23 protein-coding genes, 2 tRNA genes and 1 pseudogene are annotated in these 24,482 nt (G+C 65.4%); 10 read left to right on the top strand and 16 right to left on the bottom strand.

Going from position 1 to position 24,482, the window contains the following annotated elements:
• Nucleotides 1–9: 9 nt before the first annotated feature.
• The 4 genes from thrC to argS are packed head-to-tail and all read right to left on the bottom strand — an operon-like array spanning nucleotide 10 to nucleotide 5,439.
• Nucleotides 10–1,077, bottom strand: a complete 1,068-nt coding sequence (gene thrC / locus CH290_RS02615; protein WP_019667267.1) for a threonine synthase — start codon at nucleotides 1,075–1,077, stop codon at nucleotides 10–12.
• On the bottom strand, nucleotides 1,074–2,372 hold the full coding sequence (locus tag CH290_RS02620) for a homoserine dehydrogenase (RefSeq protein ID WP_019667266.1): 1,299 nt from the start codon (nucleotides 2,370–2,372) through the stop codon (nucleotides 1,074–1,076). Before CH290_RS02620 ends, thrC begins: the two co-directional genes overlap by 4 nt.
• Nucleotides 2,369–3,790: a diaminopimelate decarboxylase gene (gene lysA / locus CH290_RS02625; protein WP_019667265.1), complete on the bottom strand. Its 1,422-nt coding sequence runs from the start codon at nucleotides 3,788–3,790 to the stop codon at nucleotides 2,369–2,371. The genes CH290_RS02620 and lysA overlap by 4 nt, the downstream gene beginning before the upstream one ends.
• A complete protein-coding gene (gene argS, locus CH290_RS02630; protein WP_033190368.1) occupies nucleotides 3,787–5,439 on the bottom strand; it encodes an arginine--tRNA ligase in 1,653 nt (550 codons plus the stop codon). The genes lysA and argS overlap by 4 nt, the downstream gene beginning before the upstream one ends.
• A 220-nt stretch (nucleotides 5,440–5,659) precedes the next feature.
• Here argS and CH290_RS02635 point away from each other — a divergent pair, with 220 nt between their 5' ends.
• Nucleotides 5,660–6,574, top strand: coding sequence for a thioredoxin-like domain-containing protein (locus CH290_RS02635; RefSeq protein WP_019667263.1), 915 nt, complete (start codon nucleotides 5,660–5,662; stop codon nucleotides 6,572–6,574).
• Nucleotides 6,574–7,281, top strand: coding sequence for a DUF305 domain-containing protein (locus CH290_RS02640; protein WP_020113160.1), 708 nt, complete (start codon nucleotides 6,574–6,576; stop codon nucleotides 7,279–7,281). The genes CH290_RS02635 and CH290_RS02640 overlap by 1 nt, the downstream gene beginning before the upstream one ends.
• Here CH290_RS02640 and CH290_RS02645 read toward each other — a convergent pair.
• Nucleotides 7,274–9,670: a phosphoketolase family protein gene (locus CH290_RS02645; RefSeq protein WP_033190367.1), complete on the bottom strand. Its 2,397-nt coding sequence runs from the start codon at nucleotides 9,668–9,670 to the stop codon at nucleotides 7,274–7,276. The two genes, CH290_RS02640 and CH290_RS02645, sit on opposite strands and share 8 nt — an antisense overlap.
• A gap of 122 nt (nucleotides 9,671–9,792) precedes the next feature.
• Between CH290_RS02645 and CH290_RS02650 the strand changes: the two genes are divergently transcribed.
• Nucleotides 9,793–9,865 (top strand) — tRNA-Arg (locus CH290_RS02650).
• 34 nt (nucleotides 9,866–9,899) lie between these two features.
• Nucleotides 9,900–10,820, top strand: a complete 921-nt coding sequence (locus CH290_RS02655) for a hypothetical protein (protein ID WP_033190366.1) — start codon at nucleotides 9,900–9,902, stop codon at nucleotides 10,818–10,820.
• Here CH290_RS02655 and CH290_RS02660 read toward each other — a convergent pair.
• Complete coding sequence (locus tag CH290_RS02660) at nucleotides 10,750–11,400, bottom strand: TioE family transcriptional regulator (protein WP_441347091.1); 651 nt, start codon at nucleotides 11,398–11,400, stop codon at nucleotides 10,750–10,752. The two genes, CH290_RS02655 and CH290_RS02660, sit on opposite strands and share 71 nt — an antisense overlap.
• Nucleotides 11,401–11,409: 9 nt before the next feature.
• A pseudogene (locus CH290_RS31100) lies at nucleotides 11,410–11,640 on the bottom strand (MerR family DNA-binding transcriptional regulator); the annotation flags it as partial.
• A gap of 16 nt (nucleotides 11,641–11,656) precedes the next feature.
• Between CH290_RS31100 and CH290_RS02665 the strand changes: the two are divergent.
• Nucleotides 11,657–12,889 carry an erythromycin esterase family protein gene (locus CH290_RS02665; protein ID WP_033190365.1) on the top strand — a complete coding sequence of 411 codons (1,233 nt, stop codon included), beginning with the start codon at nucleotides 11,657–11,659 and terminating at the stop codon, nucleotides 12,887–12,889.
• On the opposite strand, the gene CH290_RS02670 is transcribed toward CH290_RS02665, so the two are convergent.
• On the bottom strand, nucleotides 12,850–13,995 hold the full coding sequence (locus tag CH290_RS02670) for a 3'(2'),5'-bisphosphate nucleotidase CysQ (RefSeq protein ID WP_033190364.1): 1,146 nt from the start codon (nucleotides 13,993–13,995) through the stop codon (nucleotides 12,850–12,852). The two genes, CH290_RS02665 and CH290_RS02670, sit on opposite strands and share 40 nt — an antisense overlap.
• Nucleotides 13,996–14,067: 72 nt before the next feature.
• Here CH290_RS02670 and CH290_RS02675 point away from each other — a divergent pair, with 72 nt between their 5' ends.
• Nucleotides 14,068–14,658: a class I SAM-dependent methyltransferase gene (locus tag CH290_RS02675; RefSeq protein WP_033190599.1), complete on the top strand. Its 591-nt coding sequence runs from the start codon at nucleotides 14,068–14,070 to the stop codon at nucleotides 14,656–14,658.
• Here the strand turns inward: CH290_RS02675 and CH290_RS02680 are convergent.
• Entirely contained in the window at nucleotides 14,624–15,241 is a 618-nt protein-coding gene (locus CH290_RS02680; protein WP_033190363.1) for a PadR family transcriptional regulator, read from the bottom strand. The genes CH290_RS02675 and CH290_RS02680 overlap by 35 nt on opposite strands.
• Before the next feature lie 46 nt (nucleotides 15,242–15,287).
• Here CH290_RS02680 and CH290_RS02685 point away from each other — a divergent pair, with 46 nt between their 5' ends.
• Nucleotides 15,288–15,734 (top strand): DUF1707 SHOCT-like domain-containing protein, encoded by a 447-nt coding sequence (locus CH290_RS02685; protein ID WP_033190598.1) that lies wholly within the window; start codon nucleotides 15,288–15,290, stop codon nucleotides 15,732–15,734.
• A 7-nt stretch (nucleotides 15,735–15,741) separates the two neighbouring features.
• On the opposite strand, the gene CH290_RS02690 is transcribed toward CH290_RS02685, so the two are convergent.
• The gene (locus tag CH290_RS02690; RefSeq protein WP_019667253.1) at nucleotides 15,742–16,683 is read right to left on the bottom strand and encodes an NADP-dependent oxidoreductase; all 942 of its coding nucleotides are present in this window, start codon (nucleotides 16,681–16,683) and stop codon (nucleotides 15,742–15,744) included.
• Between the two features lie 115 nt (nucleotides 16,684–16,798).
• Between CH290_RS02690 and CH290_RS02695 the strand changes: the two genes are divergently transcribed.
• Nucleotides 16,799–17,296 (top strand): MarR family winged helix-turn-helix transcriptional regulator, encoded by a 498-nt coding sequence (locus CH290_RS02695; RefSeq protein ID WP_019667252.1) that lies wholly within the window; start codon nucleotides 16,799–16,801, stop codon nucleotides 17,294–17,296.
• An 88-nt stretch (nucleotides 17,297–17,384) separates the two neighbouring features.
• On the opposite strand, the gene CH290_RS02700 is transcribed toward CH290_RS02695, so the two are convergent.
• Nucleotides 17,385–17,455, bottom strand: a tRNA-Cys gene (locus CH290_RS02700).
• Between the two features lie 115 nt (nucleotides 17,456–17,570).
• Here CH290_RS02700 and CH290_RS02705 point away from each other — a divergent pair.
• On the top strand, nucleotides 17,571–18,104 hold the full coding sequence (locus CH290_RS02705; RefSeq protein ID WP_026348155.1) for a MarR family winged helix-turn-helix transcriptional regulator: 534 nt from the start codon (nucleotides 17,571–17,573) through the stop codon (nucleotides 18,102–18,104).
• Nucleotides 18,105–18,181: 77 nt separating this feature from the next.
• Nucleotides 18,182–19,033 carry a DUF7159 family protein gene (locus CH290_RS02710; RefSeq protein ID WP_230621093.1) on the top strand — a complete coding sequence of 284 codons (852 nt, stop codon included), beginning with the start codon at nucleotides 18,182–18,184 and terminating at the stop codon, nucleotides 19,031–19,033.
• Here CH290_RS02710 and CH290_RS02715 read toward each other — a convergent pair.
• The 5 genes from CH290_RS02715 to CH290_RS02735 are packed head-to-tail and all read right to left on the bottom strand — an operon-like array spanning nucleotide 19,023 to nucleotide 24,443.
• Nucleotides 19,023–19,799 carry an enoyl-CoA hydratase gene (locus CH290_RS02715; RefSeq protein WP_033190361.1) on the bottom strand — a complete coding sequence of 259 codons (777 nt, stop codon included), beginning with the start codon at nucleotides 19,797–19,799 and terminating at the stop codon, nucleotides 19,023–19,025. The two genes, CH290_RS02710 and CH290_RS02715, sit on opposite strands and share 11 nt — an antisense overlap.
• Nucleotides 19,796–20,704 carry a 3-hydroxyisobutyrate dehydrogenase gene (gene mmsB / locus CH290_RS02720; protein WP_019667248.1) on the bottom strand — a complete coding sequence of 303 codons (909 nt, stop codon included), beginning with the start codon at nucleotides 20,702–20,704 and terminating at the stop codon, nucleotides 19,796–19,798. The genes CH290_RS02715 and mmsB overlap by 4 nt, the downstream gene beginning before the upstream one ends.
• Complete coding sequence (locus CH290_RS02725) at nucleotides 20,701–21,798, bottom strand: enoyl-CoA hydratase/isomerase family protein (RefSeq protein ID WP_033190360.1); 1,098 nt, start codon at nucleotides 21,796–21,798, stop codon at nucleotides 20,701–20,703. Before CH290_RS02725 ends, mmsB begins: the two co-directional genes overlap by 4 nt.
• Nucleotides 21,795–22,934 (bottom strand): isobutyryl-CoA dehydrogenase, encoded by a 1,140-nt coding sequence (locus CH290_RS02730; RefSeq protein ID WP_019667246.1) that lies wholly within the window; start codon nucleotides 22,932–22,934, stop codon nucleotides 21,795–21,797. The genes CH290_RS02725 and CH290_RS02730 overlap by 4 nt, the downstream gene beginning before the upstream one ends.
• A 3-nt stretch (nucleotides 22,935–22,937) precedes the next feature.
• Nucleotides 22,938–24,443, bottom strand: a complete 1,506-nt coding sequence (locus CH290_RS02735) for a CoA-acylating methylmalonate-semialdehyde dehydrogenase (RefSeq protein ID WP_020113147.1) — start codon at nucleotides 24,441–24,443, stop codon at nucleotides 22,938–22,940.
• Nucleotides 24,444–24,482: the final 39 nt, after the last annotated feature.

Consider the following 24,482-nt stretch of genomic DNA (forward strand, 5'->3'; position numbering starts at 1 on the left):
ACTCTGCCACTACGCCAACTCGAGCGCAGATGCCACAGCGACAGGGTCGACGGGAATGGGCTCGACCACCGGCATTCCGGACAACGCGGTGTCCGGATCCTTGAGTCCGTTGCCGGTGACCGTGCAGACGACGCGCAGGCCGCTGTCCAGCCAGCCTTCCTTGCGGGCTGCGATCAGGCCGGCGATGGAGGCCGCGGACGCGGGTTCGACGAAGACGCCTTCGGTCTTCGCGACCAGACGGTACGCCTCGAGGATTTCCTCGTCGGTGGCCGCGCGGAAGGCACCGCCGGACTCTTCTTTCGCGGCGACCGCACCGTTCCAGGACGCGGGCGAGCCGATCCGGATGGCCGTGGCGATGGTCTCGGGGTCCGCGACGGGCGCGCCGTGAACCAGCGGTGCAGCACCGGCGGCCTGGACGCCGAGCATGCGCGGCTTCACCGTGGTCAATCCGTCACGGAAGTACTCGGAGTAGCCCCGCCAGTAGGCGGTGATGTTGCCTGCGTTGCCCACCGGCAGCGCATGGACGTCGGGCGCGTTGCCCAGTGCGTCACAGATCTCGAACGCAGCCGTCTTCTGGCCCTCGATGCGCACCGGGTTGACCGAGTTGACGAGGCCGATGGTCGGGAACTCGGCCGTGGTCTTGCGCGCCAGCTCGAGGCAGTCGTCGAAGTTGCCCTGCACCTGAATGATCTTGGCGCCGTGCATGACTGCCTGCGCGAGCTTGCCCATCGCGATCTTGCCCTGCGGGACGAGGACAGCGCAGCCCATACCTGCCTTCGCGGCGTACGCGGCAGCGGACGCGGACGTGTTGCCCGTCGACGCGCACAGCACCGCTTCCTGGCCGCGCGCAAGGGAATCCGTCACGGCCATGGTCATGCCGCGGTCCTTGAACGAGCCCGTCGGGTTCAAGCCCTCGACCTTGAGATGGACTTCGCAGCCCGTCATCTCGGACAGACGCTCGGCGTGGATCAGCGGCGTGCCGCCCTCGAGCAGCGTGACGGTCTTCCAGTCCGGTCCGATCGCCAGACGATCGCGGTACGCCTCGATCAGTCCCGGCCACGGCGTATGCACGGTCATTCGGTGCCTTCCAATCTCAGAACACTGACTACAGAGGTGACGACGTCGAGCTTGTCCAACGCCGAGACGGTTTCGGACAGAGCGGAATCGGCGGCGAGATGGGTGACGACGACGAGCCTCGCCCCGTCACCCGAACCGGCCTGGCGAACGGTGGAGATGCTGACGTCGCGAGTGGCGAACTCCGCCGCCACGGTCGCGAGGACCCCTGGCTTGTCCGCCACCTGCATGCTGACGTAGTACCGCGTGGGGATGTCGCCCATGGGAGCTACCTTCAGCTTCGCGTACTTCGACTCCAGCGGGCCTCGGCCGCCGTAGAACTTGTTGCGGGCAGCCATGACGAGGTCACCCAGAACTGCCGACGCGGTCGGGGCTCCGCCGGCACCCTGCCCGTAGAACATCAGGCGTCCAGCGGCTTCCGCCTCGACGACGATGGCGTTGAAGGCCCCGTTGACGGTGGCAAGCGGGTGGTCACGCGGAACGAGCGCCGGGTAGACACGCGCCGAGATGCGTTCTTTGCCCTTGGGCGTCGTGATGCGCTCGCAGATCGCCAGCAACTTGATGGTGCAGTCGAGCGAGCGAGCCGTCTCCAGGTCCGCCGAGGTGATCTTCGAGATTCCCTCGCGGTAGACATCCCCCGCGGTCACGCGGGTGTGGAAGGCAATGGACGCCAGAATCGCAGCCTTCGACGCCGCGTCGTATCCCTCGACGTCGGCCGTGGGATCGGCTTCGGCGTAGCCCAACCGTCCGGCCTCGGCCAGGGTTTCGGCGTAGTCCGCGCCGGTCTCGTCCATGGCGGACAGGATGAAGTTGGTGGTGCCGTTGACGATTCCGGCGACCTTGTTGACGCGGTCACCTGCAAGCGACTGCATCAACGGACGTACGACGGGAATGGCACCGGCGACCGCGGCCTCGAAATACAGGTCTGCGCGTGACTTCTCGGCAGCGTCGGCAAGCTCGCCGGTGTACTCCGCGAGAAGAGCCTTGTTGGCCGTGACGACCGACTTGCCCTTCTCCAGAGCCGACAGGATCAGTTTGCGCGGGATGTCGATACCACCGAGCACCTCGACGACCAGGTCCACATCGTCGCGGGCGACGAGGGACTCGGGATCGTCGGTGAGCAACGCGGTGTCGACTCCGCGATCTCCATCGACTCGCCGGACCGCGATGCCGCGAATCTCGAGAGGTGCACCGACACGTGCGGCGAGGTCCTCGGCGTTCTCGGTCAGAATTCGGACGACTTCACTTCCGACGTTCCCGAGGCCGAGAACGGCTACTCCCAACGGCTTCGTTGTCATGGCTGCACCTCCAAGCTGAGCAGGTCTTCGAGTGTCTCTCGGCGCAGGACGAGCCGAGACTTTCCGTCTTTCACCGCGACGACGGCGGGTCGCGTCAGCAAGTTGTACCGGCTGGACATCGAGTAGCAGTACGCGCCGGTCGCGGCGACGGCAAGCAGATCACCGGGGCCGACATCGCTCGGCATCCAGGTGTTCTTGATCACCACATCACCGCTCTCACAATGCTTTCCGACGACGCGAGCGAGCACTGCATCGGCGTCGGAGTCACGCGAGACGAGCCTGCAGTCGTACTCCGCCTGATACAGGGAGGTGCGAATGTTGTCGCTCATTCCGCCGTCGACGCTCACGTAGCGTCGACGAGTCTGCGCGTCGACGGTGACGTCCTTGATGGTCCCGACCTCGTACAGCGTCACCGTTCCCGGGCCTGCGATGGCACGGCCGGGCTCAACGTCGATGTTGGGCACAGGAAGACCCACCAGAGCGGATTCCGTGGCGACGATCGACTTCAGCTTCGCGGCGAGTTGATCGACCGGCGGCGGATCGTCGCTCGGCACGTAGGAAATTCCCATTCCTCCGCCGAGATCGACCGTCGAGATCTGGGACGTCTTCTCGACGCCGAACTCCGCCACCACGTCTCGCAGCAGGCCCAGCAACTTGTGCGCGGCCAGCTCGAAGCCGTCGACCTCGAAGATCTGCGAACCGATGTGGCTGTGCAATCCGACGAGGCGGAGGTTGTCGGTCGCGAACACGCGCTTGATCGCTTCGAGTGCCGAACCGTCGGCGAGGGAGAAGCCGAACTTCTGGTCCTCGTGCGCCGTCGCGATGAACTCGTGGGTATGAGCTTCCACGCCGACGGTCACGCGAACCAGAACGTCCTGGACCTTCTTCTCGTCCGCGGCGACTGCGTCGAGGCGGTCGATCTCGATCATGGAATCGAGCACGACGTGCTCCACGCCCGCTCGAACACCGGCCGTCAACTCCGCGACGGATTTGTTGTTGCCGTGCATCGCAATTCGCTCAGCGGGGAAGCCCGCCGCGAGTGCAATCCCCAGTTCACCGCCGGAGCAGATGTCGAGGGACAATCCTTCGTCCGCCACCCACCGTGCGATCTCGCCGCACAGAAATGCCTTCGAGGCGTAGTGAACCCGTGCGGGATCACCGAACGCTTCCGCCATTTCCCTTGCGCGGGAACGGAAATCGTCCTCGTCGATGACGAACAGCGGAGTCCCGTACTGCTCGGCCAACTCGGTGACCGGCACACCCGCAAGCGTGACCACACCGTCGTCGCCGCGAGCAGCGTTGCGCGGGTAGACGTGCTCGGGAAGAGCAGTCATGTCGGAAGCGACCTTCGGGCGTTCGGCGAGCCCGTCCTGGGAGCGTACGTCCGCGTGCTTCGGACCCGCCGGATGCGCGCTCACATCCGCTCCGGTGCGCTGACACCGAGCAGGCGCAGGCCGTTGGCCAGTACCTGACGGGTTGCGTTGCCCAATGCCAATCGAGCAGTGTTCACGGGGCCTGGCTCCTCGTCTCCTTGTGGCAGTACTCGGCATGCGCCGTAGAACCGGTGGTACGCGCCGGCCAATTCTTCCAGGTACCGCGCGATGCGGTGAGGCTCACGGAGGTCGGCAGCGCTGGCGACGACCCGCGGATACTCGCCGATGGTCCTGATCAATTCGCCCTCCTGATCCTGCGTGAGCAGGCTCAGGTCCGGATCGTCCCCACTGATACCCAGTTCGGCGGCGTTGCGCGCCAACGACGCGAGCCTCGCGTGCGCGTACTGCACGTAGTAGACCGGATTCTCGTTGCTCGCGCTCGCCCACAGTTCGAGATCGATGTCGATGCTCGAGTCCACCGACGAGCGGACCATCACGTAGCGGGCCGCATCCACACCGATGGCCTCGACCAGGTCGTCGAGGGTGATGACCGTGCCCGCACGCTTGCTCATCTTCACCGCGACACCGTCGCGGACCAGGTTGACCATCTGGCCGATCAGAACCTCGACCGTGTTCGGGTCGTCTCCGAACGCTGCCGCGGCGGCCTTGAGGCGGCCGATGTACCCGTGGTGGTCCGCGCCGAGCATGTAGATGCACAGGTCGAAACCACGTTGCCGCTTGTTCTGGAAGTACGCGATGTCCCCGGCGATGTAGGCGGCGTTGCCGTCGCTCTTGATGACGACGCGATCCTTGTCGTCGCCGTAATCGGTACTACGCAGCCACCACGCACCGTCGTACTCGAAAAGACTTCCCGAGTTCTTCAGGAATTCGACGCTCTTCTCCACTGCACCGGATTCGAACAGCGAGTTCTCGTGGAAGTACACGTCGAAGTCGACACCGAACTCGTGCAGGTTGTTCTTGATCTGGTCGAACATCAACTCGACACCGATCGACCGGAACGTCTCGGCCTGCGGAACATCGGCCATGGCCAGAACCTCGGGGCTCTTGGCGAGCACCTGCTGCGCGATCTCGTGGATGTAAGCGCCTGCGTAACCGTTCTCCGGAGCAGGCTCACCCTTCGCCGCAGCGATCAGGGAGTTGGTGAACCGGTCGATCTGAGCACCGTGATCGTTGAAGTAGTACTCGCGTACCACCTCCGCGCCCTGAGCCGACAGAATGCGGCCGAGTGCGTCGCCGACCGCAGCCCACCGCGTTCCACCCAGGTGGATGGGACCCGTCGGATTGGCCGAGACGAACTCGAGGTTGATCTTGGTACCTGCCAGCGTCGACGAGGTGCCGTACGCGGCACCCGCGTCGAGCGCCTGCGCGACGATCGCGCCCTGGGCGTCGGCGTCGAGACGGATGTTCAGGAAGCCGGGACCTGCCACCTCTGCACTGGCTATCGATGCGTCGGCGCTCAAGGCCTCGGCGAGCCACCCGGCGAACTCACGAGGGTTCGCGCCTGCCTTCTTCGCGACCTGAAGGGCGACGTTGGTGGCGTAGTCGCCGTGTTCGGGGTTGCGTGGGCGCTCGACCGTCACCTTGTCAGGCAGGACGGATACGTCGAGGCCACGGTCGGCGAGTACCGCACTTGCGGTCGCGCGTAGTAGTTCGGCAAGGTCGGCGGGAGTCACAGGTGTCTATCCTATTGTCTGAGGTGCCCGAGGTTCGAGGCGCCCGTGGTCTGAGGCGGGGACTGTCGGCAACCACTGGCCCGAGGCAACGCGAGCCCGTACTGGCGGCACCTCAAAGCAAGCACTCAGACTAGGACCGTACAGTAAGGGCGCTCTGCGATCACAAGTAGTTTTTGCGCGCCCAACTGCACCTCCGACAACCGAAAGAGCGACGACAGCGATGCCCACGGGTTCCAACAACGGCGGTCCGGACAAGAAGTCTGCAGCCAAAGCCAACAAGGCCATCAAGGCTGCGAAGAAAAGCAGCGGCGTCCCCGCGACCAGAAAATCGGGCGCGCCGAAGAACCGCCAGGTCCCATGGCTGACCGTTGGAGCCGTCGTCGTCGTGGTCGGCCTCATCGCGGCTCTCGCCATCAACCTCTTCCCGAAGTACCAGGACCGCGCCGAGGCGCAGCGCTGGGAGCCCAGCGAAAGCAACCAGGACCCCTCGTCGGAAATCGCCGACGTGGTGGTTCAGCCGTACGAGGCTGCCCTGCACGTGTCCGCCACCCAGCGCGTCGCCTACGACCAGACGCCTCCGTTCGGCGGACCCCACGACGCGACGTGGGCCACCTGCACCGGCGTCGTGTACCCGGAAGCGATCCGCACCGAGAACGCAGTCCACTCCCTCGAACACGGTGCCGTGTGGATCACCTACAACCCCGACGCACTGTCCGAGGACCAGATCCAGGTTCTCGCCGACAAGGTCGACGGTGAGACGTACATGCTGATGTCGCCGTACCCCGGTCAGGAATCTCCCGTCTCGCTGCAGTCCTGGGGACACCAGCTCAAGGTGGACAGCGTCGACGACGAGCGCGTGGACCAGTTCATCTCGGCGCTCCGCCTCAACCGGTACCAGTACCCCGAGGTCGGCGCGAGCTGCTCGACGGTGCCCGGTGGCGGATTCGATCCCGACAACCCACCGCCGTTCGACGCCTCGGCACCCGGCCCCGACGCCGTCCCGATGGACGGCGCAGGCATCACACCCGACGCCAGCGAGACGGGCGCGACCGGCGGCCTGCCGTCGGACCTGCAGCTTCCGAGTGACCTCCAGATCCCGACCGAAGCACCGGCAGCTCCGGCACCTGCTTCCTGATGACTGCTCCCACGAAGCCGAGGGTCAGCAGGCCACAGTTGGTCGCCCTGTTGGCCCTCGGCGTCGTCGCCGCAGTCGCAATCGGGTTCGCTCTGGGTTTCTTGGCACGAACGAACTTCCTCGGCGGAAACGACAACGTTCCTGCATCCGATTCGGTGGACGTCGGCTTCGCGCAGGACATGTCGGTTCACCACAATCAAGCCATCGACATGTCGTCGATCGCGCTGACCAACGCCTCCGACCCACTCGTCCGTAACCTCGCGTTCGACATGCTCACTTCGCAGCAGAACCAGGTCGGCCAGATGCAGGGCTGGCTCGCCATCTGGGACCGCTCCCCCGTCGGGACCGACGGCTACATGGGCTGGATGTCCGGCGACGAGCACGGCCACTCGATGGCCGGAATGTCCGCCGGCTCCGACGGATCCGAGTCGACGGGCCCCGTCGCGGCAATGCCGGGAATGGCGACCAGCGACGAACTCGCCGCCCTCCGCCAGGCAACCGGACCGGCTGTCGACGTCATGTTCCTGCAACTGATGCTGCGTCACCACCAGGGTGGACTCTCGATGATGGAGTACGCGGCGGATCACGCCGAGACTCCGGCGCTCGTCCGTCTCGCTCAGTCGATGATCTCGACTCAGGAAAGCGAATCCACCCTGATGACACAGATGCTCGCCGAGAAGGGCGCTCAGCCCCTCGGTACTAACTGACGGTCGGCGAGTACGTCCAGTCCGCTACCTCGGGCATGTCCTCCATGTGCTCGACGACGTAGGTCGCATGCCGCTCGAGTTGGGCGTTGCAGTAGGACACCAGCTCTCCGCCGCGCTCCGGTACCCGCCTCGATCGACGCAGGGCCTCGAGCACGAGGTGGTAGCGGCTCATTCTGTTGAGCACCACCATGTCGAACGGCGTTGTGGTCGTGCCCTGTTCGTTGAAGCCGCGCACGTGGAACCGATCGACCTTCGGCCGGCCGTGCAGTAGTTCGTGGACCGCGCGGGGATAGCCGTGGAACGCGAACACCACGTCGGTGTCCGCGGTGAAGAGATCGACGAACTTCTCGTGCGTGAACCCGTGCGGGTGGTCCCCCGGCGTCACCAGCGCCATCAGATCCACGACGTTGACGACGCGGATCCGCAAGTAGGGAACCCACTCGGCGAGGATCTGTGCGGCGGCGAGGATTTCCTGGGTCGGTACGTCACCCGCTGCGGCGAGCACCACGTCGGGTTCGCTGGGGCTCCCGGCGGACTCGGTTTCCGTTCCCGCCCAGTGCCACACCGACGCGCCCGCGGCACAGTGCTCGGCCGCCTGTTGGAGCGTCAAATACTGCAGGTGAGGTTGCTTGTCCACGACGATCAGGTTCACGTGGTCCCTGCTGCGGAAGCAGTGATCGGCGATCGACAGCAGGGTGTTGGAGTCCGGTGGTAGCCAGATTCGCACGACCTCGGGCGAGAGCGGAATCGCGGCGTCGATCATGCCTGGTCCTTGATGGCTGAACCCGTTGTGGTCGTTGCGCCAACACGTACTGGTCAGCAGCACGTTCAGCGACGCCACCGGTTCTCGCCACGGCAGATCGGCGGCGTGCTGCAGCCACTTGACGTGCTGGATCATCATGGACACGCTCACCATCGCGAATGCCTCGTAGCTCGCGAACAGTCCGTGGCCTCCCGCCAGCAGATAGCCTTCGAGCCACCCTTCGCACAGGTGCTCGCTGAGTACCTCCATCACACGTCCGTCGGGTGAGAGGTGGTCGTCCCAGTCCTCCGTCGGGAGTTGCCAGCAGCGGTCGGTCTGCTCGAAGACCGCAGCCAAGCGGTTGCTCGAGGTTTCGTCCGGTGAGAACAACCGGAAGTTTCCTCCACCGTCGTCCGTGGTGTTCCCCGCGTAGATGTCGCGCATCAATTCACCGAGCACCCTCGTCGTCTCGTGGAAACCTGCGCCGGGCGACTCGACCGAGATCTCGTAGTTCTCGAGTGGCGGGATACGTAGTGGTTGCAGCAGACGGCCGCCGTTGGCGTACGGCGTCGACCCCATACGTTTGTCCCCCGCCGGAGCCAGCGCTGCGATCTGCGGGGCCAGGGCTCCGTCGCCGTCGAACAGTTCGTGCGGACGGTAGGACTGCAGCCAGGTCTCCAACTGCGCCAGGTGCTCCGGGTTGGTCCTGACACCGGACAGGGGCACCTGGTGCGCCCGGAAAGTGCCCTCGACGAGGACACCGTCGACGGTGTGAGGGCCCGTCCAGCCCTTGGGTGTGCGCAGGATGATCGCGGGCCATCGGGCACCGGTCTCGGGCTCCCCGGTTCGAGCGGCGCTTTGGATCGCTCGGATTCTCCGATGCGACTCACGAAGCACGCGGAGCAGTTCCGGGAACACCACACGTGGATCGTCACCGGCCACCACGACGGGTTCCCATCCTTGCCCGTGCAGAAAGTCGACGATGTCCTCGTCGCGACTCCGGCCGAACACCGTCGGCCCCGCGATTTTCGCGCCGTTCACGTTGACGATCGGCAGCACAGCACCGTCGCGTCGTGCGTTCAGGAAAGCCGGGAGCTTCCAGGAGCCCGCGAGCGGACCCGTCTCCGCCTCTCCGTCACCGATGACGCACGCAACCGTCAACTGTGGTCGGTCGAATGCTGCTCCGCCCGCATGAACGAGTGCATAGCCGAGTTCGCCGCCCTCGTGGATGCTGCCCGGTGTCTGCACGCTGACGTGACTCGGTATGCCGCCGGGAGCGGAGAACTGACGGCACAAGCGTCGTATTCCGTCCGCGTCGCGGGACACGTGCGGGTAGATCTCGGTGTACGTCCCTTCGAGATAGGTCGACGCCACGAGCGCCGGGCCGCCGTGTCCCGGTCCTGTCACGTAGAGCCAGTCGGTGTCGGTCTCTGTGATGTGACGGTTGAGCAGGGTGTAGATCATCGACAGGCACGGGCTTGTCCCCCAGTGCCCGAGCAAGCGCGGTTTGATGTGCGACGCATCGAGCGGATCACGCAGAAGCGTGTTGTCCTTCAGGTATATCTGCGCGACGGTCAGATAGTTCGCTGCCGACCACCACGCCAGGTCGAGATCGAGAGCGTCGTCCGAATACTCGCAGTCGGTCATGCCCTCGACTGTCCTCTTGTTGCGTTAACACCAGGTGCGATTTCAGGTGACGGTTGCAATGCGCTAGTCTTGGAGCCGCCCAACAGGCACGCCGAATACGCAGGTTTTCTTCGTCTCGGCGCGCCCCCGTAGCTCAGGGGATAGAGCGTTCGCCTCCGGAGCGAAAGGCCGCAGGTTCGAATCCTGCCGGGGGCACACATTTTTTCCGCGCGATGCAACAATTGCGCACATGTCCTCCGCCGAACTCGACGACGTTGCAGCCGAGCTGTATTCCGTCGATCCGGCCGAGTTCGTCGCCGCTCGCACATCCGCTGCCGCAGCCGCCAAGGACTCGGGGAATCGAAAACTAGCGGCCGCGATCATCAAGCTCCGTAAGCCGACGACCGTCGGATGGATGGTCAACCTCCTCGTCCGTGAAGAACCCGAGGACGTGGCAGATCTGTTCGACCTCGGCGACAGGCTTCGCGACGCCCAGCGCCGATCGGCCGCCGGGGACCTCCGAGAACTGTCGGCGGACCGTCAGAAATCGATCCGCGCCCTCTCCGCCCGTGCCGTCGAGATCGCCGCCGATCGCGGACGGACCACCACGGAGGACGCGGCCCGCGAAGTCGGTCAGACCCTCGGTGCCGCACTCGCGGATCCCGATGTCGCCGAGCGCGTACGCGCGGGACGAGTGGTGACGGCCGAGTCCTACAGCGGCTTCGGCCCGGCCGTGCTGTCGTTGGCGCCGGAACCGGCCACATCCACCGACACTGCCGAATCCGAGCAGCCGGACGAGGCGACGCACGAGGAGGACACAGAGGCGGCCGCCAGGGCCGCGGAGGTGCGAGCGGAGGCTCGGAAGCGATTCGACGAGGCTAAGGAACGGCTCGAGGAGGCTCGGGAGGACGAGGAGGCAGCCGAGAACGCCGCCGCGGCCGCCGACGCCGCGGCCGAGGCTGCGTCGACCCGATTGACCGAGATCAAACAGCGGTTGACTCAGCTGCGCTCCGAGTTGCACGACGCCGAAGAGCACGAAGCCGACGCCAGAAAGGACGAGAAATCGACCGAGCGCGAATCCCGCCGTCTACGAAGGATTCTCACCGATGCACAGGCGCGGACGGCGGAGCATCGGGCAGCTCTGGACGAACTCGACCGTCAGGATTCCTGAGCACGAGGTACCGGTCCAACTCTGCAGCACCGCTGAGCATCGCGCGCCCGCGAGCATGAATCCGGTCGCGCCAGTCGTCCATCAGATCCACAAGCGGTTCCACCCCGCCCGCGCTTCGAACGTGAGCAATCAGCGGCGCAATCCGGCTCAGCGCAAACCCTCCTCGCCGCAGCTGCCTGATCAGCTGCGCGTCGCGTACCGCGGACTCGGCGTAGACCCGATACCCCGTCTTCCTGTCACGGTCGGGTCGCACCAAACCGGCGCGCTCCCACTTGCGCAAGGTCGCGGGCTCGACACCCAGCTTGTGAGCAAGCGGGCCGATGAACAACCCGGCGCCCGACGAGGCCACAGGCTGCACTCCCCCTCGAGTCGTTCCTGCAGGCTGCACTCCCCCTCGAGTCGTTCCTGCAGGCTGCACTCCCCCTCGAGTCGTTCCTGCAGGCTGCACTCCTGCCAGAGCATGTTCGACCGAGCGCAGGGTTGCACGTTCTTCGCGCAGCTGTGCGTGTGCGTCGTCGATCGTCTGAAGCGCGGCGTCGACATCACCGGAGTTCACAGCGCACATGATTGCCGTCGACATCGCGTGACCGTGCCCCGCGGTGAGAGCTCGGAACGTCCTCGAGGCTTGCGCGTGCATCGGCGTGTACGTCCGGTAACCGTGCTCGGTTCTCGTGGCCGCGGGAAGTATTCCGGCATCCTCGTAATTTCGCACAGCCTGCGTCGACACCCCGTGTTCGCGAGCCAGGTCGACGGGACGCAATCGAGACTTTTCGGCAGCCGAAATGGCAGTATCCTTCCAAAGCTTCAACCGTTGGTTCAACGATAGCGTTCACTGTATGCCTGCTTCGATCGATCACGCCGTCCACCCAGTCGGATCGTCGTCCCTCGTCCGCCTGCTGGGTACCCGGCCGCGCCTGCTCGCCGTGGGAGAGCCGACCCACGGCGCTCATGGACTCCTGGAACTGCGGAACGACCTTTTCCGCGAACTCGTCGAGAAGGAGAAGTACCGCACCATCTCCATCGAAAGCGACTGCCTGATGGGTCGGTTGGTCGACGACTACGTCGTGAGCGGCGTCGGCACACTCGATCACGTTCTGGCACAAGGTTTCAGCCACGAGTGGGGCACGTTGGACGGGAATCGGCAGCTCGTGCAGTGGATGCGAGAGCACAACCGTCGGCGCCCGGTATCCGAGGCCGTTCGATTCGCTGGTTTCGATGCACCGCTGGAGATGGCGTCGGCAGCCAGCCCACGGCACGCGCTCACCGAACTCCATGCCTACCTCGCCCGTTGGGTGGAGTCGGATCTGATCCCCGTCACCGGTGAGACTCTGGATCGGTTGCTCGGTCCGGACGAGCGATGGACCGATCCCGACGCGATGCACTCCCCGTCCCGCTCCTTCGGACGCAGTGCACAAGCCATCGAATTGCAGCTCGTCGCAGACGATCTGGCGAGCCTGCTCGATATGCAGGCGCCACGTCTCCGCGCGGTGACGACCCACGAGTCCTGGTTCGATGCGCACCTGTGTGCTCGGACCGCCGCCGGGTTGCTGCGCTACCACTACTGGATGGCGGACGCCTCCGCGGCACGCATCACGAGGTTGTGCAGCCTACGAGACTCCATGATGGCGGAGAACCTCCTGGCACTCGCCGAGCGGGGACCGACGCTGGTATCGGCGCACAACAGCCATCTCCAACGCTGGAAGAGCAGCATGCAGATGTGGCAGGGGCGGATCGAATGGTGGAGTGCGGGCGCACTCGTCGACGCCCGACTCGGGGCCGATTTCGCGTTCCTGCCGACCGCAGTCGGCACGATCGAACGCCACGACGTCGGCCCACCGTTGCCGAACACGGTGGAGGGCCACCTGTTCTCGTTGCGTGCCGGGCAAAGCCTCGTCGACACTCGCGTGCTGGCCGAAGCGCTGGCAACGGAGTGCCCCGATGCCCGCGTGTCACCGTGGTTCGGTTACGCGCCGCTCGACCCCGATCACCTCGTCGACAACGACGGCTTGCTTTTCGTCGACGATGCCGATCACTCCGCCGAGGACGGTCCAGCGGGTTCGCCCGCTTGATCGTCGGGAACGACGATCGTCGTGATGGCGGTGATGTCGCCGGCGGGGATGGCGAAATGTTCGACCGTGGACAGTGTCGTGTTGTCGTCCAGTTCGATTCGGTACCGTGCGACGACGAAGGACTCCCACTCCTCGATGTCCACGTCACGGACCGCGGTGACGCGACGGTACCGCGACGACTGTTCCAGGTCGTCCCGAATGTGTTGCCCGCTCTCCCCGGTGACGTCGCCGTTCTCGACGCGTCGGCATCCCTCCGCGAGGCGCAATTTGGTGGCGTCGTGACTCGTCAAGGCCTTGATGTATTCGCGTGCCATCGCGACGCGTCCGGTGTCTGCTTGCCTCGTCGCATGCCGGGCGATGCTCGCCAGCAAGGGCTCTGCGAGTTCGGTACGGCAGATCAGCAGATCCGGGAGGTAGGGATGAGACTGGTTGTACAGCAACGGCGTTCCGTCGATGCGTGAGCAGTGCAGGCCTGCCGCGAGGGCAACGCCCACTGGCGCAGCCGAATCCCATTCCCACTGACCGCCCGAGTGCACGTAGGCGTCGGCGTCCCCGCGGACGACGGCCATCGCCTTCGCCCCGGCCGATCCCATCGTGACGACATCTCCACCGACGTCGTCGGCGACCGCTTCGATGTAGTACGGCGGACGACTGTCGCTCACGACGAGGGTAGGCCTGCCGTTCGACGGCGCCCGTTGCCCCGTCTTCGTGGTCGAGTAGACGGCTCCGAGAGCAGGTTGAGCAACCGCGGACGCGGTCATCCCCTTCCCGGCCTCCCAGAGTCCGACGTGGACCGCCCAGTCCTCACGCCCCTGGATTCCGTACTCGCGCGACCCGTCCAGTGGATCGATGATCCAGACGCGCTGTGCGTCGAGCCGGGCCGGATCGTCGGCGGACTCCTCGGACAGCACGGCATCGCCCGGCCGATCGGCTCTCAATCTGGCGAGGATGAGACCGTTCGCCTCGGCGTCTCCGAGACGGCCGAGCTCGCGCCCTTCCGTTCTTCCGTTCTCGCGCGTACGAATGTCGAGCAGCACTCTGCCCGCGGCCTGCGCAACGTCGGCTGCGAACCGTGCGTCGTCTTCGGGTGTAAAGGATGCACTCACAGGTTCACAATTCCACGATTGCGCTCGATCGTGTGGCGGAGGTGTGCGCGGCGGCCGCCTAGAGTGTCCACCATGGCTCCGACACGCTGGCAGACCGAGAACGACGAGGCACAGTCCAGGAAATACGTCGACAGGTTCGCTCGGCTCGAGGCTCGGGGCGTCGACGTGCACGGTGAGGCACGGATGGTCGACGCGCTCCTCACGCCGGGCAGTTCGGTCCTCGACGCGGGTTGTGGCACAGCGCGTCTCGGCGCGGAGCTCGCCCGTCGAGGACATCGGGTGACCGCAGTGGACCTCGACCCCGTGTTCGTCGACGCAGCCCGCCTGAACCCGGACATCACCGTTCACCAGGCCGACCTGACCCAGCTGGACCTCGGTGAGACGTTCGACGCCGTCGTCGCGGCCGGGAACGTGATGGTGTTCGTGGAGCCCGGAACCGAGCGCAGTGCGGTGGAGCGCATCGCGGCGCATCTGACGCCGGGCGGCGTGTTCGTCGCGGGCTTCGCCACCGACCGGGAGTACACCGTGGGACAGTTCGACGACGATCTCGCCGCGTCCGGCCTGATCGTCGAACATCGTTTCGGCACTTGGGATCTGCGACCCTGGCGATCGGACTCCGACTGGGCGGTCACCGTGGCGCGGGCGGCTCGGCTCCTGGCCTGAAGCTTCCGGCTCGAAGCTGGTCGGGTAGTGCATCGAACCAGTCGAGTGTCGCCTGCTCGTACCTGATTCCGAAATCCAATGTGGCCAGATCGAACACACTCGCGCCGCCCGACGCGGCGCGCTGCTCCCGGTAGCGAGCCAGGGTGTCCGCGTGCCGACGCCGGTGGTCGGCCAGTATCCCCGCCACCCGCCCCGGGGCGAGATGCTCGCCGAACGCCAGAGTCAGCAACAGCGGGTGTCGAATGTTCTCCTCACCGGGAGCCCGGTCGATCCACCGGGCGAACTCCGCCCGCCCGTCATCGGTGATGGTGAACGGTTTCTGAGCCCTGGCTCCCACCGCGCCTTCCTCGATCAGGCCCCTCGTGGTCAGCGCCGCAAGTTCCCGATACACCTGACTCCGCGTGACGGTCCAGAAGCCGCCGATGCAGGCAACGGCAGTGGCATGAAGGTCCCAGCCGGTCATGGAGCCGCGATGCAGGAACCCGAGCAGTGACGCCGCGGTCGCGTTCAACGGTGTTGTTTCGGGCACATCGTCATGCTCCCACACCTTGACATTCCACAGTGGTAGGTCGATGCTGGACACACCCCGACAGTCCACAATGGAACGTCAGTCCGGAGTTGGAGTGCAGATGCCGTACCAACCGAATGTCCGTGAAACGAACTCGAACACCCGCCTGTCCGACGCGCACCGCGACGCCGCCGTCGACCTCCTGACCAGCCATGTGGCGTCCGGCCGCCTGACGATCGAGGACTTCGACGGACGCGCCGCCCAGGCCTACGCCGCCGTCACGCGCGCCGACCTCGACGACGTGTTCCGCGACCTCCCCGCACCTGTCGCCTCGACACCGGTGGCCTCGACACTCATCGAGCCGCAGTCCCCGCAACGTCCACCGATGAGCCGCGAACTGCTGACGTGGGCGAGCGTCGGAGTCCTGTGCCTGACCATCTGGGCCGTCACCTCGGTCGCCACCGGGAACTTCCTCTACCCCTGGCCGGTGTGGGTCATCGGCCCATGGGGAGCGATGCTGGCACTGCACCGGGTCACCGGAATGCCGATGGGTTGCACCAGTCGCTGACACCACGTCACGAACCGGGAATCACGACGACCTTGCCCGGCAGGTTCCCCGCTGCGGCGCGGGCGTGCACCGTCGCGAGCTCACGGAGCGCAACTCGGTCGGCCACGTCGACGACGAGCTCGCCTCGGTCGACACGCGTCGAGAGTTCGGACAGTTGCGCGGCGTCGCTGCGGAGGTACATGTCGATGCCGCGAACACCGCGCGCCTCGTCACTCGGCGCGGGCATCCAGACCGTGGTGTTGACGACCACGCCGCCGTCCGCGACTCGGGTTGCCAAGGCGCCGAACAGGTCCGGCGTGATGGGCGCGAAGTTCACCAGAACGTCGACGGGCGTCGTCAGCGCGACCACGACGTCGACCGCCGAATGGTCGACGACCTCGTCGGCACCGAGCTTCCTCAGACGCTCTGTCTCCGACGCACGCCCCGTCGCGACGACGTACGCGCCTGCCGCGTGGGCCAACTGCACGGCGAACCCACCGACGGCCCCGCTCGCGCCGTTCACCAGGATGCGTTGTCCGCGCTTCAGCTCGGCGTGATCGAACAACGCCTGCCACGCGGTCAGTCCGACCACGCCGAGCACTGCCGAATCAGCGAGCGGAATCGACGTCGGAGCCGGTGCGAGCGCGTCGGCGTCGACGACCACGAATTCTGCTGACGCACCGTCCGTGACGAACGGAAGGAATCCGATCACCCGGTCCCCGACCTTTCGGTTGTCGACTCCGTCGCCCAGCGCGTCGACGGTTCCCGCGACATCGACACCCGGGATGTGCGGCAGGGTCAGTGGCATCGGCTCCTGCATGTTGCCCGCCCGGATGTTTCCGTCGACGCCGTTGAAGGTGGTTCCTGCAACGCGAACGCGAACCTGACCGGCTGCGGGAACGGGAGTCTCGACGTCCTCGTACCGCAGAACATCGGCGTCGCCGTACTGGTGGAAGCGAATGGCCTTCATGGTGTTGCCTCTCGTCGAACCCGAAGTGCTTCGATTTCGAAGCACACCGCAAAGCTAGCACTGTTGCGAATTCGAAGCAAGTCTTTCGAATACGAAGCAGTTGTAGAGTGGCCTCATGTCGGAACAACCGCCCGCCCTCGACTCCGTTCAACTCGGCGCGTACTTCTCGCTCATGGAGGTCGCCGGCCTGCTGCGTCACGCGGTGGAGCAGCAATTGAGGGAGGACGGAGACCTCAGCTACGTGCAATTCCAGTTGCTCGCCCGCCTGGCCCTCGACTCGCCATCGGGCAGCGAACGCATGACCGACCTCGCCGACGGCGTCGTCTACAGCCGTAGCGGACTGACCTACCAGGCTGGACTGCTCGAAAAAGCGGGTCTCGTGTCCCGCGGACCGTCGCCCGACGACGAACGCAGCGTCACCGTCACGGTCACCGACTCCGGACGGGCGTTGATCGCCAAGGTGATTCCCGGCCACGTCGAGATCGTTCAGCAGCAACTGTTCTCGTCGCTGTCGCCGTCGGACACCCGGGCTCTCGGCGAACTCCTGTCGCCGGTCCGCGATCACATGCGCACAGCACCCCCACGCTCGGCGGCAGCCCGCCGGAAGCGCTGAGCAGAACCAGCGCGGAACACGTCGGCCGGCGGACGGCGCAGGGTGAGAAAAGCGGAACCGCCAGGCATGTCGCCTGGCGGTTCCTTCGAGCGAGCGACGGGATTCGAACCCGTGTAAACGGCTTTGCAGGCCGGTGCCTAGCCACTCAGCCACACCCGCATCGAGGACAAGAGTGCCCCAGTGAACCCGATGTGACCATGGTTCTGCTCAGCGTGATTTCAAAGACACGGCAGACGACGGCGCCCAGGCCGGATGCCATGGGAGGATGGACGGCATGTCTGCTTCGTCGCCGCTTCCACTCGATCCCATTGCAGAGGCCCACCGTCAGTGGACCAAGCATGGATGGGGCGACGTCGCCGACGGGATGGCCGCGGTCACGTCGCTGATGCGCGCGCAGCAGATCATGCTCGCGCGGGTCGAGGAAGTGCTGAAGCCGACTGGTTTGACGTTCTCGCGCTACGAGTTGTTGACGTTGCTGACCTTCACCAAGACCGGTGCGATCCCGATGGCAAAAGCAAGTGCGCGCCTGCAGGTCCACCCGACGAGTGTCACCAATGCGGTGGATCGGCTGGAGACCGCCGGGTACGTGCGCCGGACGCCGCATCCGAGCGACCGACGCACCACCCTCGTCGAAATCACCGACAGCGGCCGCGAACTGGCGGTCGATGCCACCGAGAAGCTCAATGCGCAAGTGTTCGGCAAGCCCGGTCTGGCGAAGGACCGGTTGACGTCGCTGGTGCGAATCCTGGCCGAACTGAGGCGCACCGCTGGCGATTTCGAGGACGACGGGGCCACTGCGGCCTGGTGAATCGCGCTCGCTCACCCGTTTCATGATCAAATGGTCACCGGGTGTGGCGGGGGCCGCTCCCAGGTTGGAGCAAAGCAGTGTTGGTTGTGGGTGTAGGCGCGGGCGCACACGGTGCGCGCGCGATCCTGACGTATCTCGACAGTCCTCATCGCGCGCCGGTGGCGTCGCGTACCGTGCGTCGCCGACGAGGTCAGTCGTTGGTGTCCACGATCTCCGACGGGGTGTCCGCCCTGCATGCCATCGCCGCCAAACTGTCTCTACCGGTGCAGTACTCGGCCATCGCGTACCGGCTGGCCGAGGAAGCCGACGCCATCAGCGCTCACCGTGATCCGCGCTACGCCCAACTCGTGCACGAAACCGCGGCGCAGCTGCGTTACCTTCGGTTCACCGGAACCGTTCCCGCGCACGGATCGACGGTGCTGTGCGATCTGGGGAGCACCGGTATGACGGTGTCCGTGCTGGATCTGGCCGCGGGCAGAACCGTCGCCGCCCGTCGAACAGAGACGTTCTGCGGTGACGACCTGGACCACCTCGTTCGCCGACATCTCGCCGACCATGGAGTCCGGACGGACATCGACTCGTCCCGCGCACTCAAGGAGCGGCTCAGTGACGGCGGAGTGGTGAGCGCACACGATCCCGACGGCGCTGGCCACCACGTGCTGACGCGCCGCGACTTCGACGACATCATCGCCGGTCCGGTGCGCTACGCGACGATGGTGGTGGAACAGACGATCGAACTGTCCGGCATCAAACCTGCGTCCATCGTCCTGCTCGGTGGGGGCGCCAACGTCACCTCGATCGGCGCGGCCTTCGAGAAACGCCTGCGCCTGCGGACGGTGGTGCCGCAGCGCCCCGAGCTCGTGTCGGCCCGGGGCGCCGCGTTGCTGTCCACGATCAGTGGTGCAACCGATCAGCAGTTCAGCGATTGACGAACTTGGCCTGACGCTTCTCCACGAACGCGGCCATGCCTTCCTTCTGATCGTCGGTCGCGAACGTCGAATGGAACAGGCGACGCTCGAACCTGACTCCCTCGGCGAGCGACGACTCGAAAGACCGGTTCACGGCGTCCTTCGCCATCATCGCAACAGGAAGCGACATCTCCGCGATCGTGGTCGCCGTGGCGATGGCGTCGTCGAGCAGGTCGGCTACCGGGACGACACGAGAGACGAGGCCGGCTCGCTCGGCCTCCTCGACCTTCATGTTCCGCCCGGTCAGCACCATCTCCATCGCCTTGGCCTTGCCGACCGCACGAGTCAGACGCTGCGAACCACCGATTCCGGGAATGACGCCGAGCTTGATCTCGGGCTGGCCGAACACCGCGGTGTCCGACGCGATCAGGACGTCACACATCATCGCGAGTTCGCACCCACCGCCGAGTGCATAACCGGACACCGCCGCCACGATCGGCGTCCTGGCCGCGGCGAGACGATCCCACGCCGTGAAGAAGTCGTCGAGGTAGACGTCCATGTAGGACTTGGGCTGCATCTCCTTGATGTCCGCCCCGGCAGCGAAGGCCTTCTCCGAACCGGTGATGAGGATGGCGCCGATGTTCTCGTCACGATCGAGTTCCTCGACGACCGAGACGACCTCGTGCATCAGCTGAGAATTGAGCGCGTTCAGTGCTTTCGGTCGATTCAGGGTGATGATGCCGACGCGCCCACGACGCTCGAGCAGAATGGTCTCGAAATCCGTCACTGTGCTGCTCCTGTCGAACGCTCACGAATGTCGTTGATGATGCCGGAGAAGTCGACATCGGTACCGCCGCCGGACGTCTCCTTGAACTTCGCGTAGATCTCGGCGGCCTGCAACCCCAGAACTCCCTCGACACCATTGTCGCGCAACGCATTGGCGGCGAGACCGAGGTCCTTGTCCATCAGAGCAGCGGCGAAGCCCGGCTTGTAGTCGTTGTTCGCCGGCGACGTGGGGACCGGGCCCGGAACCGGGCAGTTGGTGGTGAGCGCCCAGCACTGACCGGACGCCGTCGACGCAACGTCGAACAGAGCCTGATTGCTGAGTCCGAGCTTCTCCCCCAGCACGAACGCCTCGCTGATCGCGATCATGGACACGCCGAGGATCATGTTGTTGCAGATCTTGGCGGCCTGACCGTTACCGGCCTGCCCGCAGTGCACGACCTTGCGGCCCATCACATCGAGAACCGCTGCTGCCGAGGCGAAGTCCTCCTCCGAGCCACCGACCATGAACGTCAACGTCCCCGCAGCCGCCCCGCCGACTCCGCCGGACACCGGCGCGTCGAGACCGCGGTGGCCCGCGTCGTCGATCAGCCTGTGCGCGGCGTGGGCGTCGGCGACATCGATCGTGGAACTGTCGATGAACAACGTGCCCGGCGCCGCCGCCGGCAGCAGATCCTTGTACAGATCGAGGACAAGCCGTCCGTTCGGAAGCATCGTCACGACGATGCCCGCGTCCTTCACTGCCGCCACCGCAGAGTCGACGACGGTCACCCCGTCGGACTCGGCCTGCGCCAATGCCGCCGGGACCAGATCGAAGCCCTGCACCGTGTACCCGGCCTTGACCAGATTGGCCGCCATCGGGCCGCCCATGTGGCCGAGACCGATGAAGCCGATCGTCTTCTCACTCATGTGTTCTTCTCCAGTCCCATCGGTCGTTTCTGCAGGCTCCACTCCAGCCCCAGTTCCCTGTCACCCAACGATGCGAAGTACCGATCGACGTCGGCGTCGGTCACGTCGGCGAGCGTCGCCGGCGACCACTTCGGGTTTCTGTCCTTCTCCACGACCTGCGCGCGGATGCCCTCGACGAGATCGTGTGATTCGAGGCTCGCGAGCGAGACTCGATACTCCTCGTTCAACACCTCCTCGAGCGACGACGCCGTAGCCGCGTGCCGCAGCGAGCGCAAGGTCACCTTCAGCGAGACAGGCGATTTCGATTCGATGTCGCCCGCAGCTTGCTCGGCGTCGGGTATCCCGCTGCCGCGCAGTCCGTCCACGATGGCCTGGACACTGTCTCCTGCGTAGTACCTGTCGATCCACTCACGCGATGCATCGAGCGTCGACGCAGGTGCTTCTTCGGTGAACTCGTCGAGAGCGTCGGACAATTCACCGGATTCCAGGGCGTCGTAGAATTTCTCCAGATTCTCCGACGGCATGTAGTGGTCCGCAAATCCTGCTGCGATCGCGTCGCCTGCGTTCATGCGCGCCGTCGTCAGGCCGAGGTGGGTGCCGAGTTCTCCCGGCGTCCGGGCGAGGAGGTACGTGCCACCGACGTCGGGGATGAAACCGATCCCGACTTCCGGCATCGCGATCTTCGATCGCTCGGTGACGATTCGGACGTTCCCGTGAGCGGACAACCCGACGCCGCCGCCCATGACCACACCGTCCATGATGGCGACGTACGGCTTCGGGAATCGGGCGATCGCCGCGTTGAGAATGTATTCGTCGCGCCAGAAGTCCTTCGAACCGCTGCCGCCGTCCTTGGCGTCGTGGTAGATCGAGACTATGTCGCCGCCCGCGCACAGGCCACGTTCACCTGCTCCCACGAGCAGCACGAGGTCGACGTCGTCGGCGGTAGCCCACTGGTCGAGCTTCGGCGCAATCTGCTGCACCATCGCGTGATTGAGCGCGTTGATCGCCCTGGGGCGGTTCAGCGTGATCCGGCCGACTCCGCCGGCGACGTCGAACAGCACTTCTGCTTCGGATTCGGTAACTGCCTCGGTCATGCTGCTCCCACTATCGAGCGAGCCACCACGACTCGCATGATCTCGTTGGTTCCCTCGAGGATCTGGTGCACACGAAGATCGCGGACGATCTTCTCCACACCGTATTCCGCGAGGTAACCGTATCCACCGAGCAACTGCAGCGCAGCGTTGGCGACCTCGAAACCCGTGTCCGTGGCGAATCTCTTTGCCATCGCACACAGTTCGACCTTGTCCGCCTCGTCGTTCTGCAGTGCGTCGGCGGCGCGCCAGAGCATGGTGCGTGCAGCTTCCAGTTCGGTCTTCATGTCCGCCAGCCGGAACTGCAGAGCCTGCGAGTCCAGCAGCCGGGCACCGAACGCCTTGCGTTCGAGGAGATAGGCAACGGCCTTGTCCAGTGCGCTCTGCGCCCCGCCGATGGAGCAGGCTGCAATGTTGAGCCGGCCACCGTTGAGTCCGTTCATCGCGATGCGGAAACCGTCGCCCTCGTTACCGAGGACGTTGGCGGCCGGGACGCGAACGTCCTCGAAGATGACCTGGCGTGTGGGCTGGGCGTTCCACCCCATCTTCTTCTCGTTCGCCCCGAAGGACAGGCCGGGCGAATCCTTGGGCACGATGATCGCGGAAATTCCCTTGGGACCCGCAGTGCCCGTTCGGACCATCACGACGTACACGTCCGACGTACCCGCACCGGAGATGAACTGCTTGACGCCGTTCAGCACATAGTCGTCACCGTCGCGAACAGCCTTGGTACTCAAGGCCGCCGCGTCGGACCCCGCACCGGGCTCGGTGAGGCAGTAGCTGCCCAGCTGGTCCATCGAGCACAATCCCGGCACCCACTGGCGACGCTGTTCGTCGTTGCCGTAGGTGTCGATCATCCACGTCACCATGTTGTGGATGGAGATGTAGGCCGCGATCGACGGATCACCCGTCGCGAGCTGCTCGAAGATGCGGACCGAATCCAGCCGCGTCAAGCCGGACCCACCGACGTCCTCACCGATGTAGATACCGCCCATTCCCAGACCGGCCGCCTTGCGCAACACGTCCACCGGGAAGTGCTTGTTCTGGTCCCATTCGACTGCATCGGGAGCGAGGAACTCGTCGGCGAAATCCCGTGCGGTTTCGTTGATCGCCTTTTCGTCTTCGGTCAGTGTGAACATGCGTCAGTCCATGTTGGGGATGACGAAGTGATTGGCAGCTTGCTCCTTGGTGCCCGACGGCCACCGCTGCGTGACGGTCTTGGTCTTGGTGTAGAAGCGCACCGAGTCCGGTCCGTGCTGGTTGAGATCGCCGAAGCCGGACCGCTTCCAGCCGCCGAACGTGTGGTACGCGATCGGCACCGGAATCGGGACGTTGACGCCGACCATGCCGACCTGCACGCGCGAGCAGAAGTCGCGAGCAGTGTCGCCGTCACGGGTGAAGATGGACACGCCGTTGCCGTATTCGTGCTCGGTCGGCAGACGCAGTGCGTCCTCGTAGTCCTCGGCGCGCACCACGATGAGGACCGGTCCGAAGATCTCTTCCTTGTAGATGCGCATGTCCGTGGTGACCTTGTCGAACAACGTTGCACCCGCGAAGAATCCGTTCTCGTGGCCCTCGAGCACGAAGTCCCGGCCGTCGACGACGAGCTCGGCTCCTTCGTCGATCCCGATCTGGGTGTAGTCGTTGACCCGCTTCAGCGCGTCGCTTCCGACGAGCGGCCCGAAGTCCGCGGCCTCGTCGTCGGAGCGGCCGATCTTCAGCGTCGCGACGCGTTCCTTCAGCTTGGCGACGAGTGCATCGGCAGTCTCCTCACCGACAGGAACGGCAACCGAGATGGCCATGCAGCGCTCGCCCGCGGAGCCGTAGGCAGCACCGAGGAGGGCGTCGGCGACCTGATCGAGATCGGCGTCGGGCATGACGAGAGCATGGTTCTTGGCGCCACCGAAGCACTGGGCGCGCTTGCCGTTCCTGGCGGCTTCCTCGTAGATGTACTGCGCGATCGGGGTCGATCCGACGAAGCCGATGGCCTTGACGCGATCGTCGTTCAGCAGCACGTCGACGGCGTTCTTGCCGCCGTTGACGACGTTGAAGATGCCCGGCGGCAAACCGGCTTCGAGGAACAGCTCGGCCAGCTTGAGCGGTACCGACGGGTCACGCTCGGACGGCTTGAGGATGAACGCGTTGCCGCACGCAATGGCCGGGCCTGCCTTCCACAGCGGGATCATCGCCGGGAAGTTGAACGGGGTGATACCCGCGACGACGCCGAGCGGCTGCCGCATCGAGTAGACGTCGATTCCGCCGCCCGCGCCTTCGGTGTACTCACCCTTGAGCAGGTGCGGGATACCGACGGCGAACTCGACGACCTCGAGGCCGCGCTGGATGTCGCCCTTGGCGTCGGCGATGGTCTTGCCGTGCTCGCTCGACAGCAAGCGAGCGAGCTCGTCCATGTCGCGGTTGATCAGCTGCAGGAACTTCATCAGCACGCGGGCGCGGCGCTGCGGGTTCCACGTCGCCCACTCGCGCTGCGCCTGCTCGGCGTCGGCGATGGCCGCCTCGACCTCGGCGTCACTGGCCAGCGGAACGAGCGCCTGAACCTCGCCGGTATTGGGGTCGAACACGTCGCCGAAATTCCCCGACTCTCCGGGAACGTGCTTGCCGCCGATGAAATGCGTGAGTTCGCGAGCCATGGAATCCGTCCTAACAGGTACGAGAATGAAGTGTGCTCA

Source organism: Rhodococcus sp. 06-156-4 (genome assembly GCF_002259345.1).
In the GTDB taxonomy this organism is placed as follows: domain Bacteria; phylum Actinomycetota; class Actinomycetes; order Mycobacteriales; family Mycobacteriaceae; genus Rhodococcoides; species Rhodococcoides fascians_E.

What these genes read in the sequence shown, in the direction of transcription:
- thrC (WP_019667267.1), bottom strand. Translation starts at nt 1,077, where the DNA reads ATGACCGTGCATACGCCGTGGCCGGGACTGATCGAGGCGTACCGCGAT.
- CH290_RS02620 (WP_019667266.1), bottom strand. Translation starts at nt 2,372, where the DNA reads ATGACAACGAAGCCGTTGGGAGTAGCCGTTCTCGGCCTCGGGAACGTC.
- CH290_RS02635 (WP_019667263.1), top strand. Translation starts at nt 5,660, where the DNA reads ATGCCCACGGGTTCCAACAACGGCGGTCCGGACAAGAAGTCTGCAGCC.
- CH290_RS02640 (WP_020113160.1), top strand. Translation starts at nt 6,574, where the DNA reads ATGACTGCTCCCACGAAGCCGAGGGTCAGCAGGCCACAGTTGGTCGCC.
- CH290_RS02645 (WP_033190367.1), bottom strand. Translation starts at nt 9,670, where the DNA reads ATGACCGACTGCGAGTATTCGGACGACGCTCTCGATCTCGACCTGGCG.
- CH290_RS02655 (WP_033190366.1), top strand. Translation starts at nt 9,900, where the DNA reads ATGTCCTCCGCCGAACTCGACGACGTTGCAGCCGAGCTGTATTCCGTC.
- CH290_RS02660 (WP_441347091.1), bottom strand. Translation starts at nt 11,400, where the DNA reads ATGTCGACGGCAATCATGTGCGCTGTGAACTCCGGTGATGTCGACGCC.
- CH290_RS02665 (WP_033190365.1), top strand. Translation starts at nt 11,657, where the DNA reads ATGCCTGCTTCGATCGATCACGCCGTCCACCCAGTCGGATCGTCGTCC.
- CH290_RS02675 (WP_033190599.1), top strand. Translation starts at nt 14,068, where the DNA reads ATGGCTCCGACACGCTGGCAGACCGAGAACGACGAGGCACAGTCCAGG.
- CH290_RS02685 (WP_033190598.1), top strand. Translation starts at nt 15,288, where the DNA reads ATGCCGTACCAACCGAATGTCCGTGAAACGAACTCGAACACCCGCCTG.
- CH290_RS02690 (WP_019667253.1), bottom strand. Translation starts at nt 16,683, where the DNA reads ATGAAGGCCATTCGCTTCCACCAGTACGGCGACGCCGATGTTCTGCGG.
- CH290_RS02695 (WP_019667252.1), top strand. Translation starts at nt 16,799, where the DNA reads ATGTCGGAACAACCGCCCGCCCTCGACTCCGTTCAACTCGGCGCGTAC.
- CH290_RS02705 (WP_026348155.1), top strand. Translation starts at nt 17,571, where the DNA reads ATGTCTGCTTCGTCGCCGCTTCCACTCGATCCCATTGCAGAGGCCCAC.
- mmsB (WP_019667248.1), bottom strand. Translation starts at nt 20,704, where the DNA reads ATGAGTGAGAAGACGATCGGCTTCATCGGTCTCGGCCACATGGGCGGC.
- CH290_RS02725 (WP_033190360.1), bottom strand. Translation starts at nt 21,798, where the DNA reads ATGACCGAGGCAGTTACCGAATCCGAAGCAGAAGTGCTGTTCGACGTC.
- CH290_RS02730 (WP_019667246.1), bottom strand. Translation starts at nt 22,934, where the DNA reads ATGTTCACACTGACCGAAGACGAAAAGGCGATCAACGAAACCGCACGG.
- CH290_RS02735 (WP_020113147.1), bottom strand. Translation starts at nt 24,443, where the DNA reads ATGGCTCGCGAACTCACGCATTTCATCGGCGGCAAGCACGTTCCCGGA.